Source organism: Solemya pervernicosa gill symbiont, from assembly GCF_002020875.1.
Lineage (GTDB): Bacteria > Pseudomonadota > Gammaproteobacteria.
On sequence record NZ_MPRL01000026.1, the window covers coordinates 1 to 17,476 of the forward strand.

The 17,476-nt window shown below is 44.2% G+C and carries 15 protein-coding genes and 1 pseudogene; all 16 read right to left on the minus strand.

All coding sequences use genetic code 11. The features are described 5' to 3' along the window. Window positions 1-88 precede the first annotated feature (88 nt). The 16 genes and pseudogenes from BOW52_RS07775 to BOW52_RS07850 all read right to left on the minus strand — a co-directional run bounded on the left by BOW52_RS07775 (window position 89) and on the right by BOW52_RS07850 (window position 17,380). Window positions 89-1,201, minus strand: a complete 1,113-nt coding sequence (locus BOW52_RS07775) for a glycosyltransferase family 4 protein (RefSeq protein WP_236725669.1) — start codon at window positions 1,199-1,201, stop codon at window positions 89-91. Continuing rightward, complete coding sequence (locus tag BOW52_RS07780) at window positions 1,194-2,234, minus strand: EpsG family protein (protein ID WP_078483528.1); 1,041 nt, start codon at window positions 2,232-2,234, stop codon at window positions 1,194-1,196. The genes BOW52_RS07775 and BOW52_RS07780 overlap by 8 nt, the downstream gene beginning before the upstream one ends. A 3-nt stretch (window positions 2,235-2,237) precedes the next feature. Beyond that, window positions 2,238-4,187 carry an asparagine synthase (glutamine-hydrolyzing) gene (gene asnB, locus BOW52_RS07785; RefSeq protein WP_078483529.1) on the minus strand — a complete coding sequence of 650 codons (1,950 nt, stop codon included), beginning with the start codon at window positions 4,185-4,187 and terminating at the stop codon, window positions 2,238-2,240. A gap of 11 nt (window positions 4,188-4,198) precedes the next feature. Then, window positions 4,199-5,302, minus strand: a complete 1,104-nt coding sequence (locus BOW52_RS07790; protein WP_236725670.1) for a glycosyltransferase family 4 protein — start codon at window positions 5,300-5,302, stop codon at window positions 4,199-4,201. Between the two features lie 35 nt (window positions 5,303-5,337). Next, on the minus strand, window positions 5,338-6,534 hold the full coding sequence (locus BOW52_RS07795; RefSeq protein ID WP_078483530.1) for a glycosyltransferase: 1,197 nt from the start codon (window positions 6,532-6,534) through the stop codon (window positions 5,338-5,340). After that, on the minus strand, window positions 6,513-7,628 hold the full coding sequence (locus BOW52_RS17725; protein ID WP_078483531.1) for a glycosyltransferase: 1,116 nt from the start codon (window positions 7,626-7,628) through the stop codon (window positions 6,513-6,515). The genes BOW52_RS07795 and BOW52_RS17725 overlap by 22 nt, the downstream gene beginning before the upstream one ends. A 14-nt stretch (window positions 7,629-7,642) precedes the next feature. Further along, window positions 7,643-8,494: a polysaccharide pyruvyl transferase family protein gene (locus BOW52_RS07805; RefSeq protein WP_078483532.1), complete on the minus strand. Its 852-nt coding sequence runs from the start codon at window positions 8,492-8,494 to the stop codon at window positions 7,643-7,645. Between the two features lie 22 nt (window positions 8,495-8,516). Beyond that, entirely contained in the window at window positions 8,517-9,629 is a 1,113-nt protein-coding gene (locus BOW52_RS07810) for a glycosyltransferase family 4 protein (protein WP_078483533.1), read from the minus strand. Between the two features lie 158 nt (window positions 9,630-9,787). Then, on the minus strand, window positions 9,788-10,525 hold the full coding sequence (locus BOW52_RS07815) for a sulfotransferase (protein ID WP_135622144.1): 738 nt from the start codon (window positions 10,523-10,525) through the stop codon (window positions 9,788-9,790). A gap of 330 nt (window positions 10,526-10,855) precedes the next feature. After that, complete coding sequence (locus tag BOW52_RS07820) at window positions 10,856-11,983, minus strand: TDP-N-acetylfucosamine:lipid II N-acetylfucosaminyltransferase (RefSeq protein WP_078483535.1); 1,128 nt, start codon at window positions 11,981-11,983, stop codon at window positions 10,856-10,858. 75 nt (window positions 11,984-12,058) lie between these two features. Next, a pseudogene (locus BOW52_RS07825) lies at window positions 12,059-12,903 on the minus strand (3-keto-5-aminohexanoate cleavage protein). Next, window positions 12,818-13,579 carry an acetyltransferase gene (locus tag BOW52_RS07830; protein ID WP_078483536.1) on the minus strand — a complete coding sequence of 254 codons (762 nt, stop codon included), beginning with the start codon at window positions 13,577-13,579 and terminating at the stop codon, window positions 12,818-12,820. The pseudogene BOW52_RS07825 and the gene BOW52_RS07830 overlap by 86 nt, the downstream one beginning before the upstream one ends. An 85-nt stretch (window positions 13,580-13,664) precedes the next feature. After that, window positions 13,665-14,612, minus strand: a complete 948-nt coding sequence (locus tag BOW52_RS07835; RefSeq protein ID WP_078483537.1) for a sulfotransferase — start codon at window positions 14,610-14,612, stop codon at window positions 13,665-13,667. Continuing rightward, on the minus strand, window positions 14,609-15,592 hold the full coding sequence (locus BOW52_RS07840; RefSeq protein ID WP_078483538.1) for a hypothetical protein: 984 nt from the start codon (window positions 15,590-15,592) through the stop codon (window positions 14,609-14,611). Before BOW52_RS07840 ends, BOW52_RS07835 begins: the two co-directional genes overlap by 4 nt. After that, window positions 15,579-16,265 (minus strand): WbqC family protein, encoded by a 687-nt coding sequence (locus BOW52_RS07845; RefSeq protein ID WP_078483539.1) that lies wholly within the window; start codon window positions 16,263-16,265, stop codon window positions 15,579-15,581. The genes BOW52_RS07840 and BOW52_RS07845 overlap by 14 nt, the downstream gene beginning before the upstream one ends. Beyond that, entirely contained in the window at window positions 16,262-17,380 is a 1,119-nt protein-coding gene (locus BOW52_RS07850; RefSeq protein ID WP_078483540.1) for a DegT/DnrJ/EryC1/StrS family aminotransferase, read from the minus strand. The genes BOW52_RS07845 and BOW52_RS07850 overlap by 4 nt, the downstream gene beginning before the upstream one ends. Window positions 17,381-17,476 lie beyond the last annotated feature (96 nt).

The following is a 17,476-nucleotide window of genomic DNA, read 5'->3' on the forward strand; positions in this document are numbered from 1 at the left end:
TCGTCGTTCGCTCGCGCTCTCAACTACGAATATGCAGACGGCGTCGACTATCGCGGACTAACCGCCTTCGCTTCGCTATCCATGGCGGTCAGCGAATGACAGCCATATATTGGTTAACGACTATACGCACGTCAAACCGACTCAACACAAGCTCACGCCCACGCAACCCCATCTGTTCCCGTTCCGTCTCACTCGCACTGAGCATGCGCTTGATGCTATCGGCCAGGCTTTCGGCACTCTTTACCTTGCAGAGATAACCGTTGACTCCATCACTGACAACCTCACGGCAACCGGGCACATCGGTCGTCACGATAGGACGCCCCATACTGGCGGCCTCGAGAAGAGTTCGAGGCATCCCTTCGCGGTATGAAGGGAGCACCACACAGTCTGCCTGTGTGATATAGCCCCTTACATCGTCAGTCGTTCCCAGATATTCAACATAGCCAGCATCCACCCACTGTTCGATCTCTTCCAGATGGATGGCAGTTTGATTCTCGGCACCCGCCTCACCCAGCAGTTGGAAGCGTGTCTCTGGGTAGCGCTGCTTAACTATTCTTGCGGCCTCAACGTATTCGACCACCCCCTTGTCTCGCAGCATGCGAGCAATCAGCAGAAAGCGGACGGCACGGCCATTCGACGGGTAACGGTTCAGTGCAAAATAGCCGACATCTATACCAGAACCGGGCACCAGTTCCGTCGCTTGTTCCGGCACCAGTCTACGGCGTTGAAAGAGCAGTCGATCGTCGCTGTTTTGGAAGAAGATCCTTGCAGCACGTTTCTGACTGATTCGGTAGAGCCACTCGACAAGTCTCGTAACCCATCCTTCCTTGATGAAGACTGTACCCAGTCCGGTAATTGTACTGATATAGGGTATCTTCAATGACCGTGCAGCCACCCCTCCGTATATTACCGGTTTGATTGTGTAGTGCAGAACCAAGGATGGCGCGAGATTTCGATAGAGTCGGATTAGCTGCAGCAGTGCGCCTGCATCGCGCACCGGGTTCATCCCCTTATTGTCGAGCTTGATATCCACGACCTCGCAACCCGCCTCAACCAATTTAACTGAGGAATCATCACGCGGGGCTGCCACCATCACACTGCAACCATCGCGAAGTAATCGTTTGATCAGTCCCAACCGAAAATTGGATACCGACCATGCAGTATTGGAAACGATCAATATTCTCTTGCTTACATCACTCAAAGAGAATATTCCTGTAAGGCACCCAAAGATGGGCGTGGCCTGCATAATTCAACCAGACGTATAGAACGGCCGCATGCATCACCAGCACACCAAGCACAAAGCCTGTACGCATCTGCATATTATTAATTAACAGTGGCGTTCTGGCGTAGACCACCAGCTGCAGTGGAATCAGATAGAGCGCCAATCTATCTGCAACGGTTGATGCTATTGAAAGCAGCGGTAAACAGGCTATCGCCATCAGCGCAATCAACACCCACGCAGCGCTATCATCCCAAACCATCTGCCAACGTTTCCATGAGATAATCAACAGCAGTGCGGGGAGCACATTCATTAACACCCTTATTTCACCACCTTCCGAAACCATCGGGTTGTCAACGTAACTTCTCATCAACCTTTCATAGTGCTCTGCCAGCAGAGCGCCAGCAGTGACTAGCATCAACGCCGATATTGCAACGGCTTTAATTACCTTGCCTCGCTTAGAGAGCAGTATTACGGGAAGAAACATAATCACTGCCGTCTTATGAAAGGTACAGGCCAAAACCACCAGAATTGAGTACCGTATTAATTTACCTTCACGCAGCCCCGCCAATGCCCACATTATAATGCCAAGCGCAGTTGCCTGGCGTGTATAACCCATGGCTACAACAGTAACCAGATAGGGGGCGGCCACTGCAAGAGCCAGCCAAGGCAAGGGTTGTTTTTGGCATAACCTTATTAGACCTAAAACAAATATCACTGCACAGACAAGATTTACACTATAGATACCGCCATCAAACAGGCCGATCAGCCAGTTTAACGATGCGTAAGCGGGATCAGATGTTACGACCGCCTCTGAGAATGACTCCCCCAAGGTAATATCATAATGACGGAGATAATTCACCCAGTCACCGCCCACCTCATGACGAAGACCAATTAATATTGTCAGGAATAATCCGACACTAAACCACGCGATTATTCGCAGCTCTTGTCCTGTTCTATATGGGCTAAAAACACCTGCAACAGGAAATAAGAATGAGAGCCAGAAGGAGATCATTGTCTACTGATTTTCCAACCACGCCTGAAACATCAGCACACTCCACAGTTGATGCTGCCTATTTGCTTTACCACTGATATGCTCCTGCCACATCATTCGTATCGGGTCTGCATCAAAGTATCCCTCATTAATCAAACGTTGTTCATCTAGAAGATCTTCGGCCCACTCTCGTAGCGGACCCCGCAACCAGCTATCTAGTGGGACACCGAATCCCATCTTAGGCCGTTCTATCAACTCTCTGGGAACATACTTGTAGAGCACCTCTCGCAGCGGCCACTTTCCTACCCCATCCTTGATCTTCATCTCAAGAGGTAACGACCAAGCAAACTCAACCAACCTATGATCAAGGAGCGGCATCCGTCCTTCCAAGCCGACTGACATGGCCGCACGATCCATCTTCACCAGAATATCGTCGGGCATGTAGGTCACCATATCTAGATACATCATGGTCGAACTTATTCCATCTAATTTTGGCCAACGATCTGGTGTCAAAACCAAAGTCTCTACATATTCTGAACCGACCACGACAGCCTCTGGTTCCCGCCAGAAGGAGACCACGTCCTGATAGTATGATTTAGCATCTGGACAGGAGAGTAACGAGGTTATTTTCTGAATCTTATCACCGAGACTTCCGATGCGTTTTGATTTGGGAAGTAGCGGCGCAATAAACGCAAACAGCGAATCCCACTGCTTCGGCGACATAACATTCAGTACGGCCTCTAGTGAGCCCCGCCCTACCCTCGGCAATCGCTGCAGTAATTCCCACAGCCGCTTGCCCTGCGTGTACCGGTTATAGCCGCCAAACAGCTCATCACCTCCATCCCCCGAAAGCGCCACGGTAACACTGCTGCTCGCGAGCCTGGAGACGAGATAGGTTGGTATCTGCGAGACATCAGCAAATGGTTCATCGTAGATGGTTGGGAGTTGCGGTACGACTTCGAGCGCTTCTCTTCCCGTCACATAATGCTCTGTGTGCTCTGTTCCTAAATGCCTTGCCACCCGACTTGCGTCTGCCGCCTCATCGAAACCTTGAACATCGAATCCGATCGTAAACGTCTTGATCGGTCTCGAACTTGACGCCTGCATCAGTGCAACCACCGTCGAAGAATCGACGCCACCAGACAGAAAAGCACCTAATGAAACATCCGACAACATTTGCCCAGAAAGCGATTGCATCAACTTCGATTCAAGGCTCTGTACCGCATCCTCTGGGTCACCCTCAAAGCGCATCTTTCTAGCGCCATCAAATGCAACCTGCTCTGCACTCCAGTAGCGAGTCACCTCTGGCTCTCCACCACTCCGGACCGTCAGATAACAACCAGCATCCAGCTTTGAGATTCCTTTGTAGATGGTATGCGGTGCTGGTATGTAGTTATAGCGCAGCAGTAGCCCCAGACCGCTCCTATCGACACTGCCTTGCCATTTTGGGTGACAACGTAACGCTTTTAGCTCTGACGCGAAAAGAAAATCATCAGCCGCAAATCCGTAGTAGAGCGGCTTCTCACCCATGCGATCACGCGCAAGCGTCAACTTCCTCTCTTTCCTATCCCACAGGGCAAATGCAAACATCCCGCCAATGGATTGAAGAGTCTTCTCGATTCCCCAGGCGACAAAACACGCAAGCAAGCTCTCTGTGTCGGCGTGACCACGCCAGACAGGCGCAACCCGCTCTGCTTTTAGCTGCTCACGGAGTTTTAAATGGTTGTAGATCTCACCATTAAAAACGATGGTATAGCGGCCACAATCCGACTGCATAGGCTGATGCCCTGCTGAAGAGAGATCAAGAATCGAAAGTCTACGATGTCCAAGGGCCAAGCCAACTGATTCATCAATCCATGTCCCGCTATCATCGGGACCACGGTGATCCAGTGTGGCAATCATCCGCGACACTGTGCCCACTAAAGCAGTACTTGCAACTGCTCGACAATCGAATAAACCAGCAATACCACACATTACAAGAACGCCTAGGCAACAGAAGAGAGGATGCCGGCCAGATGAGGGGCCGTAACCTGTAATGAGTATTGTCGTTCTACTTTTGAACGACCAGCCTCACCCATATTTTGACGTAATAGAGAATCTGATAAGAGCGCGTTCAGCGCCGCTACCCACTCCTCTGTAGTTTTCGCGAGGAACCCATTCACACCGTGTTCAACGATGTCACTATTTACACCCACCGGAGAGGCGATCACAGGCAAACCACATGCCATATACTGGATCAATTTAAACCCGCACTTACCACGCGCCCAATACTCATTGGGCAAAGGCATAATGCCGACATCAAAGGTGTGAAGCATCTCGATTTCATCTTCCTCACTCCACTCTACAATCTCAATATCAACACCAGGAAGTTCAATCTCACCGGAGCCAACTATGCGGACATGGGAACCACTCGCCTCACAGAACTCCCTCAATGCCGGGCAAATCAACTGCAGATAACGTGCGGTTGTGGGCGATCCTATCCATCCAATAGTGAATTTAGAATTGTGCCGTTTATTGTTCACAGTTAATGGGTAATTATCGAGATCGACGACAGTAGGTATTACCTCGACACGTTTTGATCCTGCCAACTTGGCATAATCCATCAAGTAACCATTGCCTGCGATTACCACCTCCGACAATTTCATCACGGTAGCAATCTTGTTCCCCAGTAGCCTTCTAACAAGCCAGCTAGGATGCATGTCATATTGATGAAACAAGGCATCGTCGTAATCGACCAGGTATTTAATACCGGTCCAACTTAGTAAGCGTTCGAATAGCGCCGGAAAATAGGGGAAAACCTCGTATTCTATTAATACGACATCGTAGTGATAGACAGTTACTAATGAGCTGATACGTCGTAAAAACGCACGAAAATATTCCACTCGAGATACCTTGCCCGAATTGTAGAGCTGATCAATATAGCTCTCATCAAAAAGGGGCATCACTTTAACTTCTATGTCGAGCTGTTCAAAAAATGGCAGATACTGGTAAGTACGATAGCGACTACTCGCTCCATTACGGGCGTATTTTGAAAGAACAAGTATGCGAATACTCTCTTTACCACCTATATCTTTAATGACTTCAGACATTACCAGTCTCATGGTGATTCGTGTTGATCACACTGCTACGAATGAGGCAATAATTCTCGATAGATTTCTCGATAAGATTCTGTACCAGCCTGCAACGAAAACACCTCTTCTGCAGCCTTCCGGCAACGTGAGCTCAGTTTGGGATCAGACAGCAACGTATCTAGCTCATCAAGAGCCTTAACCATCGCCTCTTCTGAACAATTATCTACAAGCACACCGACATTGTACTGCTTGATGATTTCTGCAACATCACCAACACCATCGTTGGCCACCACTGGAATACCGCAACCAAGAATCTCTGCCATACGAGTCGGACTGCTACCCAGTTTGCTTAGGCCCTCAGTGAAGAACATTACTGATGCCATCTGCCCCTGCAACACCTCTTGTACTAGGTCAGAAGAACAGGATCTAATCTCCAACCTAGACTTCACCAATGAACTGCTGTTCTCGATTGCCGCTCTAATTTGCACCGGATCATCCCGGGTGGTCAGTTCGAATGAGGCCTCCGGATCACGGTCAGCAGCAACTGTCATAAACGATACAAGCCAGTCGAGCCTGAACCATCCGCTCAATACTGTACCTAGACACCCAATGATCCGCCGCTCAGGCCCATCTTCGACAGGAACAAATCGTTCAAGATCAGCACAAGTTGGAATTACGACTACTTTCTGCTCGGCCATGCCGTATGGGTACTCACTATTCAAATGCGCAAGCGCCGCATGTGTCAACGACACCACTGCGGCCGCCCTACTAATACATACTCGTTCTGCCGTGACTATGGCACGATGAAGTAGACTTCCTCTACCCAGCCTTCCAGCAGTGATCAACTCCTCTGGCCAAAGCGCCCGCATATCGAAGATGAATGGTATCCCAGCCAACCGACCAACCAACATCGCCACTGCAGCCGGAATGTAGGAGCGAGCATGAATTAATTGAACGTTATGCTTTTGTACTTCACGTCGCACGAGCCAGACCATACGCACCATGCTGAAAAGCGGCGCTACAATCTTTGGTCGAGGGCGGAACCGCTGCGGCAGCCAGCGGATACCCAGGCTTTCACACTCAGTCCGTACTCGTGCAACCCTCTCCGTATCTGACCAGTCATCGTCCTTTTCATAGGTGATGAGCGTAATACGGTATTCCTGCGACAATCCCCGCAGATAAGCCATTATTTGGCTTTGACCGAGTGGTTCTAGTAGGCCATTACGTGTTAGATAGAGCGTTTGGTACATGAAAGGCTCAGTAGGTCTAAATATTGTTGAGCTGCGATCTCAGGAGAAAATTCAGCTGCACGACGCTTCAGGGCCTCGTGATCCACAGATGCATTTAATGCTTCCTCCATAGCATCTGAAAGCGCAGCAACATCACCCACAGGCACAAGCATTCCCCAACACCCATTTCCGAGGATTTCTGCCGGTCCGGAGGGACAATTAGTCGATACCACGGGCAAACCGAAAGAGAGCGCTTCGACGATAACATTGCCAAAGCCCTCATGGTCTGAAGATAGGACAAAAAGATTGGCAGTCGCGTAGAAAGGTGATGGATCCTCATGAAACCCGGCAAACAGCACCCGATCCTCAATTCCAAGCTCCACTGCCAATGTTCGCAGCATTGACTCAGTTTGTCCCTGGCCAACTATTGTCAGGCAAGCCCTCGGGTGCGAGAGAGCAGCAAAAGCATGAAGAAGAAAAGCGTGGTTCTTTACGGACTTAAGCTTTCCGACACTGAGGATGCGTGGTCCATCAGCTTTCCAAAGCGGATCGACTGTGGCCTTCTGCTCCACACTCGGGTAATTCATTGGTCGCAGGGGATTATAGATAGTAGAAATCTTCGATTCGCGAAACGCTGAGAGGCGGGCCATATCAGCTACCACGCCATCCGATACCCCGAGCCTTGCGGTAGCTAGCCGATATCCGAAAAAGGTACTTAGTCTCACCAATATCCTATGAGCAGTGCCCCATTCATCGTACTGCCTAGATAGGATCCCATGCTCGCATACCATGATAGATCCTTGAATCCGCGCCAACCTTGCTGCAAGCGGAACAACTGTGGTTAAAGGCCACATCATTGCAATAACTGCATCTGGTCGCTTGTTGCGTAAGTAGCCATACATAGGCCGTAATACATTCCGAAGACGTGTGACTCCAAGATCAATCACTCGGAAATCCCTCTGCACCTCGCGCAGAAAATCACCGGACGATGTCATGAGTACGAATTCTACTTCATGCCCGCACTCCGCAAAGGCTCGCGCGAGATCAACACTAACACGCTCGGCACCACCGCCTCGCAAGTTGGGCAGTACAATTGATATTCTTTGTCCTCCCATAACACTATGCTTTTTTAATCAAGCCTCATTGGACACTCATTCCAAAGACTATCCAGGTCAATATCAATCACGTAATCATGGAATTTCCTTTCCAAGTCTACTCTCTGAGTATTTACATCCACATTAATCGGATCCCAATCAGGTCTTCCAACTGAAGTGAAATAATCCCTGAATTTGAATCCATCACCAGCCAGCTTATCTGAGACGCGCATCCATAGAGACGGTACTCCGTATGAATCAGCACAAATTAATCCGTGAAGTGAAGAAGAGACAATACGATCACAAGCATTAATCTGGTCTACAACATCCTCAATATCGCCTGTAATATCGATTAAATGCGTATCAGGCCATTCTCTCGCAGTCACGAAGAATGGTTCATTCCATTCATGGCAGTGTGGGATTACGCCAAGAGAAAAACGCTTTTGTAACTTTTTAGGTGTATAAAAACGCGGCAGTAATAAAGCAGCATCACCAACCACAGTTACTTCGTCATATCCTTCATTTTTCAGCCGATCAGACGAAAGCCATCCTCGCACAGCCCTAATCTCCCCAGGCATTCCTACAAGCGGAACGTTGTATGATATACAACCAGAACCCCAGACAATAGCATTAGAATCACTCAATGCAGTCGCAAGATGGCTACCAATCCAATAATGTACAGGCTTTGGTGGCCAAGGATAGACGTCTGCACGATGCACAATCGTTTTACCTGAGACATGTTTTGCCAGATACGAGTTTAACTTATCACCCCAATTGGCTGCGACCACACCCTCTGTTGCCCATTGCATTATGATGTAATCATCATTTAATGCAGTTAAGATTGTGTTGACCAGCTTTTTTGGAGCGTTAATGATTTTCGTCAGCATAACGATATACCCTCATAATAATTCAAGTATGACTATTAGCGAATAGATCGTCTATTTTCATATCATGTGATTCTTGTGAAAATTTTGCTCGTATTTTAGCGCCATTATCTTCAATAACAGAAGAATGCATCATGAATGCTTCATGAATTGCCCGCAACCATTGTTCACACTCAAAACCATCAATAACAAATCTTTTGTCTGCCACAGTTTCTGGAAGGCCACCAGCGTTGATAACTAGCGCGATACGTCCTGCGGCCTGGGCTTCCATTGATACGCGACCAAAAGGTTCAGGCCATAGCGAAGGCATTAACCATACTGCGGCTGAAGACAACATTGCTTGCCGATCCGATTCCCAGCCTTTAACAATGACATTCTTAGGTGTTGCTGGATCTATTTTGTTAGTGTGTCCATATATGAGAAACAGATATTCTGGAGCACGCTTAGCTAATTCAAGTACAAAGGGATAATTTTTATCTGAACCACGTGTTACAAATCCAATTATATTTCCCACTTCATGAAACTTGTGAATAGATGACTGGATATCACACAATGGTGGAATAATGTTAATCTTTGATTTGTTGATCGTAAAACGTTTTCTAATACTTTTTCTCATGAATTCGCTGTTCGTTATAACCATGTCTGCACGTTTCATCATACGCACATCACTAAATCTACGAATAACGGCTAATTTTGCCAAGTTTATTCTTAACCGGACGCTAACCTTTGGCGGCCTAAATCCATAATTTTCAAAGGCTCTAACCACCACAGCTCTATTAACATCTGGAACTTGATCAAACACTTTCAGGGCAGGCAAAGAAGAGGTTGTCACCACAACATCCCTTGGCACCCCATATTCAGTTAGAAACTCCTGTGTTTTACTCTGAACAAATGGATTCCAATTTGCCGTTAAACTCAACCCACCCCATGACGGATGCCCCACCGTACAAACTTCGATTCCTTCACTTGCAAAACCCTCAACAGAGTCATAATTGTCGTCAAATGACAGTATCTTTATCTTTCTATTCTTTGAAAGGGCTTTTAATAATAAATAATTACTTAACGTACCACCAGTTTGGTTATCTTGGGTAACATGCCTCACGAATTGAGTGATAAAAAGCAAGTAATCACGGCTCACGACAAAGCTCCATCAAACATAATCTACCAATGCAATTAGTTATGTTGGCCATGTTAAAGCCATCATTATTGTACGAAACTTTATAATCTATACTTATATTATAATTTTCCTATAAATTATTTAGCTTGTACGACATCTATTCTTTTGTAACAGTCATTCTATGAATTTGGACCACCTATAGTTTTATTTGCGTGACACTCATAATCGACATTTACTTTAATACCAAGAAAACCCCCAATATCTAACCATTTATTATTATCTGAAAGACTGGTGATAAACAGTTTTTCTGGGGCATATTTCTTAAAATATTCTATAACCTCCCTATTGTATTCTTCATACACCTTGATGTAATGATCACGTTTATCTTCAAGCGGCATATGGTCGATACTATCATCTACTTCAGGAATATAATCCGAATTTTTCGCGTTCTTATCATAATACGAATCCAGATTTCTATAAATTTTGCTGTGCAAATAATCATTCGCTGTTTGCTTTATCAGCTTATGATTAAGCATGGAATCAAACCATTTATTGCTATCTCTGTACAATAATATGAATTTCGCATTCGGGAATCTGCAGTTCAATACTCTATAAAAATCCGGAAACCACCGTGGGTAGTCTTCATAAGCATGATATGATTTAAACGTGCAAGAACCAAATATTCTCTCATAATCCCCCTTCAACCATAACCTGCTCCAGGACTTTCGATGTACACTATAACTTGCCACCCTATATCCATGTTCCTTCAGGAACACTCCGACAGATGTGGTACCATTTCTTTGCATGGAGATACAGAATATTTTTGGTTTTCCTATTATTCTAGGAAGCCAGTATAGGTACTTTATGTAATCTTTAACTGGCACTGGTAAACTTTTTTTCAATTTATCAAGAAACATAACAAATCAGTCACCCTATAAGCTTTGATCTACCTTAAATATCCAGAATATTGGAATATGTTTAAAAGGATAATGGCTTATCCGACATATTAATAATAGATCAATAAAACTATAATCTACCAGCGACATCCCTCCTTGATGCATCACACCACGGATGACTTCTATAGATTTTAATATTTCTAATTTTATATCACCGACAAGCGACTCTCTACCAATAGATTCGAGCAACAAATTGCATTTAACAATTACATCATCACTAACTACGGCTATATTCAACCAGCCAAGATTCAGATCAGAATCAATTAATTATTAAACATTCGACATATATTATTATCCATACTCACCGCTTATTAATTCTTCAAATTCTTTAATTATCCTTTGTTTAGAGAACAAGTCATTTAGGATATTTAAATTATTTGTGTGCATTCTATTTTTAACACGCGAAAGATCCATAGGAAGTTCTTTTATAGTTTTTATCTGCATTCCACTCCGCTTTAAAAAAACATACAATGGAGAAATTCCAGACAAGTATACATTTGATCCTTGTTCTATCATTGCTCGTATATTTCCAACAGCTTGCTGTCTACTGTGCGCATACACCCCAATATTACATGTATTGATAATACTAAAATATTCTTCCTTGCTAAGCCTTTCCTCTAAAAATACTATTTCATTATTATCCAAATGCTTTTTTGCGTAATCTTTAACAAAAGAGACATATCTTTTCGTTCCTCCGTATGAAAGAGGTATAAATATTATCTGCTCATTGTCAATGCAACAATTAGATAAGCTGTTAATTATGGAAATATGATTATTCGTAGGGTCAGCTGAGTTCCCAATAATAATATTGTTTCCAATGCAACTTACACCTTTCTCCTGGTATTTTTCATTGCTAGAGTATCTAATTTGTACACTTTTCGCCCTAAAACTATTTCCTAGTATATTTTTTACGTATTGAAATTCAGTATTACATGGCGTACTGAAACCATCGACTCTTACAGTGATTTTTTTGAGTCTATATAAACTCTGTATACTTAGTATTGTTTTTTTTAAAACTCTTAGCGGGTATTTATAATCACTTAACAGCATGGCCTTATGTGTTTGCCAATTAAAATATCTATATTCTCCACCAATAAACCTATTGTAATAATCAGCACCCCAACCGGCCCAGACAACTATCTTACTGTCTGGAATAGACTCTATTATTCTTATTTTATGATCTTCGAGACAATGCACAATTATTATATCAGCCCAAGAAATATAATTATCTAACTGGAATTGCTTCTCTTTTACAACAACAATTTCTTCATCGTCATTACTATCAAAGAATTCCAGATTGTTTCTTTCTGTAATTATTACATTCTTATACTCACATAGATTATATTTCTTTTGTTGATCCACAAAAGCCTTAAAATGTATTGAGTCTTTTCCGATATTTAGTACTTTTCTATTAATCATCGTTATTACAGTTTATAAATCATCACTCTCATTAGTAACTATCAAGCCGATACTGCACTCAGGCCAATATGCATACTATCGGCCATACTCCCCATATCCAGGAAGAAGATTGAGGTTTACACGCATTTCACCTGACGACACTATCTTATTCCCTGCGGCATCAATTATCCGATGAATACGCTGCAGACAATCGAAATTAGTAGCAAGGCTGCTACGTTGAGTGTCAAACCAGATATTATCTTCCAGTCCAACCCTCACTCCACCACCCATGGCGATACCAAGCATATTCATTTGTAGCTGTGTACCACCAATCCACCTATACTCCAAAAAGCCTCTGATGGAAGATCATTTATCATCACTCCAACATGTAGCAGATCCGCCTGTGCGCAGGCAACGTTACCAACAATCAGATTGAAGTAGTGTGGCGGCTGAAGATAGCCCTTTCGCTCCAGATACCGTGCATAGTTGATCATACCAGCATCAAACACCTCCAATTCAGGCATAATGCCACGCTCAAACATCGCCGAGGCCAATGCTTTAATCATATCGGGTTCGTTCACATTAGCCTGACGATTGAAGTTAAGTGAACTAAGTGTAAGGCTTCCCATATCTGGTTTATGCATAGCGTCAAGTTGCAGCACCTCACTGCGCCGTTCAAGTGAATTATGATTTCGTCCACTGAGAGATACGCAAAGAATCAGCTCTGGCGCAAAATCACGAATACCTTCAATGATGCGAGCATACTGTTCAGCTCTCCAGGTAGGTTCATCACGTGCATGCAGGTGGACCATCGTGATACCAATCTCGTGAGCACGATGTACATCCTCAATGATCTCATTTGCTCCCAAAGGGACATGTGGTGTCATTGCCTTTGTGGGTAACATACCTGTGGGTGTGAAATTTATGACCACTTTGTTCATCAGATCCCCGTAATAAACCCGTAGTAACCTCAAGTGAGGTACGCTTAATCTTCCTTGCAGGATTCCCTACGTACACACCATCTGCTTCAGTATCGGTAATCACCACTGCACCCGCACCAATAAAACACCGCTCTGCTATCGTCACACCGTCCCGAACCACAGCACCCAAGCCAACAAAAGACTGCTCACCGATTACTACATTGCCCCCTAGTGTTACGCCTGCTGCTATGAATACATGATCTCCGATCTCGCAATGATGGGAAATGTGGGCGTTGCTGCGAATAATTACGTTCTGGCCAACTCGGGAAAAGGGCTGCACCACTGCACCCTCATAGATCAGACAGTTTTTCTGTACATTTAAACTAGGCCAGGTGATCGCCCTACTAGAGACATAGTTTGTCATAAGATAGCCTTGGGCCAGAGCCTGCTCGTATCTCTTCCTTCGCAGTCCATTGATAGAGTGAAATCCAAGCGGAAGTAGCATCGACACACTGTCAGGTGCATAAACATCCTGGATATCTTCAAAGGGCGCCACTGGCAAATCCTCATGGAACTCCTCGTGATAATACGAGCGATCCACCGTAAAGCCGACGACATCATATGGACTGTCGTGTTTCAGCGCATACCAAGCTAGACTTGAAAACTGTGTAACACCGAATAGAACCACCTTATTCACTTATCATAATCTCCTTATTGCCACAGTAGTCGAAACATATATTTCGCCCAAACAACTACAGTCAAACTTGTCCAGGAGTCGAATTTTAATCAGAGCGCTGGATATCAAACTTATCTGGGCCGAGGTAAGCAGCATCGACCAATCCTACTTTTCTTATTAATTCCTTAAAATATTTTTCTGGCGATTGGCAGAAATCTTCGTACTCCACTATCAATTTCCTTGATTCATCAACACCCCTTAGACCAATTTCAACAGCCTTATTAATTGCCTGTATCTGATTCACTACCTGCTCAAAAGGGGGCAGTTTCATTAACTCTTCTTTCTCGGGTATATCAAATGAGTACCATTCATTTTCACTACCAAGCTGTCGCTTTCGTGCTGCCAGTACGGAAGTAGCATTGGTAGCCAAATCACGCTTTAAATGGACAAACAAGATTTTATCAAAGATAGAATTAAGAAAGTCTATATTATAGTTAAAAAGCATCCCTTTCGCTGCAAACGGCTTCTGAAAAACATTCATAATTCCACTCAACTCTGATTTCAGAGTTGCGGTATCCATACTTTGCCTCAGCTCCTCGTTAGACCATACATCACGTCGAGAATTTGATAGAAAACGCCGCCAGAAATACCAGAATTCATTTGGCGCAAGCACCCCTTTGGTCTTGCCATTCTCTGACTTGAACTCAGACTGTTGAATGAATTCGCCCAATTCATCACGAAAATTATAACGTGGGTCCGTCAGCAAGCATTGTATCTTGGCCCCGATAATGGGAGCGTGATAGAAACGTGATAGCAAATTGGTTGGATAGGCAACGAGTCCAGTAGCAGCAAGCCACTGCATCAACAGGGTGGTTCCACTACGCATTGGGCCCATTACGAGAATCAATGGATACTGCGCTGCCCCCTGATCCCCTAATAATTTCTTCTCCGAAAGCCATAGCGTCGAATTGATATCACTTAATAAGACTTCCAAGTCCGTATTTCTTGTGAAAGACGTAGTTCTCCATGCTGCTATATTTTCTTTTTTTTTCATTTTTTACCTAGTACTACAGCTAACACTCTTTTCATATCCGAATCTCGATATCTTTGATCCAAGGGTAAAGGCAGCATGCTTCTTATCATACCGTTTGCCCAATCCTCCCCCAATCTCTCCAGGGCATCGATCCAGTATGTTGCAACAAAGATTTGATTACTTATGAGACGGCTACGGATATCTCCATCTTGTGAAATCAACGGATAACACAAAGGAACTTCATCTCTATTCATTCCGGATAACAATCGATTATCACAACCTAGTTCTGCATGAAGTATATGGAAATTTGCTTTGCGTCTTACCAGAACGGATGAAAAATCGATTGAGGCAAGAATACGACTACTCAGTTCCGACATTCCTCTTGGTTCACAGTCACTCAGGGTTGCTTCCGCATGTTGGTAGGAAGCATAGCCTGATTCGGGAGCCCCCCCCAAACGCTGTATAAGGTGATCCATACGAGAAAATGAAGTGGTGTCTGTCACTTTTAAGTTGGGCACTGGTATCTGACTATAAAGTAATCCACCATCTGGAATCCCGAAGAATTTTCTTGGTGAATAAATAGTAGCCAGAGCCTGTTTGTGTGGAGAACTAAAGAATGCCTGAGAATAGTCAAGTATAACCTGCTCAGCATCTAATCGTTTCAGCAAAGACTCAACCTTTTCGCCACACACTCCAAAGTAATTCACATATAAAAGCCAATCATCTGTACCAATCTTTACATCAGGGCCCACCTCCAATTCTTCTGTTAAGTCGTACCAAACAATTTCTATGCCCGCAACATTCAATGGTTGTAACATTGCATTACATATATATTTTGGCATCCATACCTTTTTGGGTCTCCCAGCACGGAGCAATGCTAGAAACGCTGCTCTAGCTGACTGATAGCTTTTCAAATTAGCGTGAGGTAATTCCCTCCTTGAAGGGAGCTCCAATTCAAAGTAGCCACCTATATGCGATGCCTTTCCATCAGACAAGATCATATGCCTCCAGGATTTTTTCGCATTGCTCTTTATTATTGAACATAATAATGTCGATGATGGATAGATTGGGGATGAACTCTTTTGAGAACTGCTTATAACGCACCTCTCTTGGCTGAATAAATGAGAGCTGTAAACCTCGATCGGCGAATACTGCATCTTCGTAAAGTAATTTTCCGCCTGGCAGGTTAATGTAGTGCGTTGCACCCAGCTCCTCACAAATAGCAAGAACTTTGGCTTGGCCACGAAGTCCATTGTCTTTTTGTAATTTTGACGAAATATACCATTCTGGATCAAGAGCCAGATATTCGCATATTTTATTTAACCCGTACTCAAGGTAACGAGCGAGGTTATTTTCTTGATTCGTGATGATCTCTTCGAGAAGATCATAAACGACTTCGAAATATGGAGCTTTGCTGTAATTCTGCCTGATACTCTTCAGCATCTTATGTTTCTTATCTACATTAATCTCATTAATTAACTTGCTTGAACTTGCACCGTGTAATGGCAGTGTTATAAGTTGTTTATGAGTTCTCGCTAGGATCAAATTACGATTAATCCATCCGCCCTTGATAAAATTTACATCATCGAAAACAACAAAAGTATCTACTGCATGGATTAGCTGAAAATAGCCAATATACGGAAATAAATAGGGCTGCATAATCCCCAGCTTCATGGCGCCACACAAATATGTTCAAGCACTGATAGAATATCTTGCTTTGACAATTCCGGATAAATCGGTAGACAAATTACGTTTGCTGCCACATCTTCAGCCACCTTGACGTTGTTCACTTGTATCGAAGCCAATTCTTGATACATCGGAAACTCCGTAATCAATGGATAAAAATACCTCCGCGCATTGATCCCGTTTGTCTTAAGTTTCTCATAAAGGTCATCGCGACTTAGTGGATATTTATCTTCCACAAAGATCGGAAAATAACTGTAATTACTCTGCCATTTCTCTGCCTGTGAATGACATCGAATTCCGGCTATGTTTTTCAATCCTTCTCGATAGGTCACATCAATCGCTTTACGTTTTTCAATTGCCTCATCTATATACTGAAGCTGTAACAGGCCGACTGCGGCAGAAAACTCGTTCATCTTACCGTTTATACCAGTTTCGACGACAGTGGTTTCATTTACAAAACCAAAGTTTTTAAGTTGATCTATATAGTACTTAGTCTCTTCGTCGGGACTGACAATTGCACCACCTTCAAAGGTGTTGAAGACTTTGGTAGCGTGAAAACTGAGCACCGAAAGATCACCATAGTTGAGAATCCCAACGTCATGATTCTTGACGCCAAAGGCATGCGCAGCATCATAGATTACCTTTAGGTTGTTCTGCTTAGCGATTTTATCAATTGCCTCGACTTCACAGGGCTGCCCATACACATGCACCGGCATGATTGCCGTAGTTCGTGAAGTGATCGCTTCATCAATTTTGTCAGGATCAAGATTGAGTGTCACCGGATCGATATCGACAAATACCGGTGTGATGTCATTCCACAGCAGTGAGTGTGATGTTGCAACAAAGGAGTACGGTGTAGTGATGACTTCACCACTAACACCTAGCGCCTTGAGAGCTGTTATTAGCGCAATGGTTCCATTTGTAAACAGTGAAATATATGGAACATCAAGATAGTCACACAATGCGTCTTCTAGCTGTTGATGAAACGGTCCACCATTAGTTAAGTGCTTGTTTTTCCAAATCTGCTCAAGATAAGGAATTAGCTCATCCAGTGGTGGGAGGTTGGGCTCGGTAACGTAAATTGGTTTCTCTTTTTGAGTCACTAGATAATTTTGCCTGTCAGTGGTGCTATCTACTAAAAGCGTGGTTTTACATGGCTTGAGATTAGCTGGTTATTGTTATTCAACTTAGCAGTTAAC

Coding starts and splice junctions, on each gene's coding strand:
- BOW52_RS07780 (WP_078483528.1), bottom strand. CDS start 2,234: ATGATCTCCTTCTGGCTCTCATTCTTATTTCCTGTTGCAGGTGTTTTT.
- asnB (WP_078483529.1), bottom strand. CDS start 4,187: ATGTGTGGTATTGCTGGTTTATTCGATTGTCGAGCAGTTGCAAGTACT.
- BOW52_RS07790 (WP_236725670.1), bottom strand. CDS start 5,302: ATGTCTGAAGTCATTAAAGATATAGGTGGTAAAGAGAGTATTCGCATA.
- BOW52_RS07795 (WP_078483530.1), bottom strand. CDS start 6,534: ATGTACCAAACGCTCTATCTAACACGTAATGGCCTACTAGAACCACTC.
- BOW52_RS17725 (WP_078483531.1), bottom strand. CDS start 7,628: ATGGGAGGACAAAGAATATCAATTGTACTGCCCAACTTGCGAGGCGGT.
- BOW52_RS07805 (WP_078483532.1), bottom strand. CDS start 8,494: ATGCTGACGAAAATCATTAACGCTCCAAAAAAGCTGGTCAACACAATC.
- BOW52_RS07815 (WP_135622144.1), bottom strand. CDS start 10,525: ATGTTTCTTGATAAATTGAAAAAAAGTTTACCAGTGCCAGTTAAAGAT.
- BOW52_RS07820 (WP_078483535.1), bottom strand. CDS start 11,983: ATGATTAATAGAAAAGTACTAAATATCGGAAAAGACTCAATACATTTT.
- BOW52_RS07835 (WP_078483537.1), bottom strand. CDS start 14,612: ATGAAAAAAAAAGAAAATATAGCAGCATGGAGAACTACGTCTTTCACA.
- BOW52_RS07840 (WP_078483538.1), bottom strand. CDS start 15,592: ATGATCTTGTCTGATGGAAAGGCATCGCATATAGGTGGCTACTTTGAA.
- BOW52_RS07845 (WP_078483539.1), bottom strand. CDS start 16,265: ATGAAGCTGGGGATTATGCAGCCCTATTTATTTCCGTATATTGGCTAT.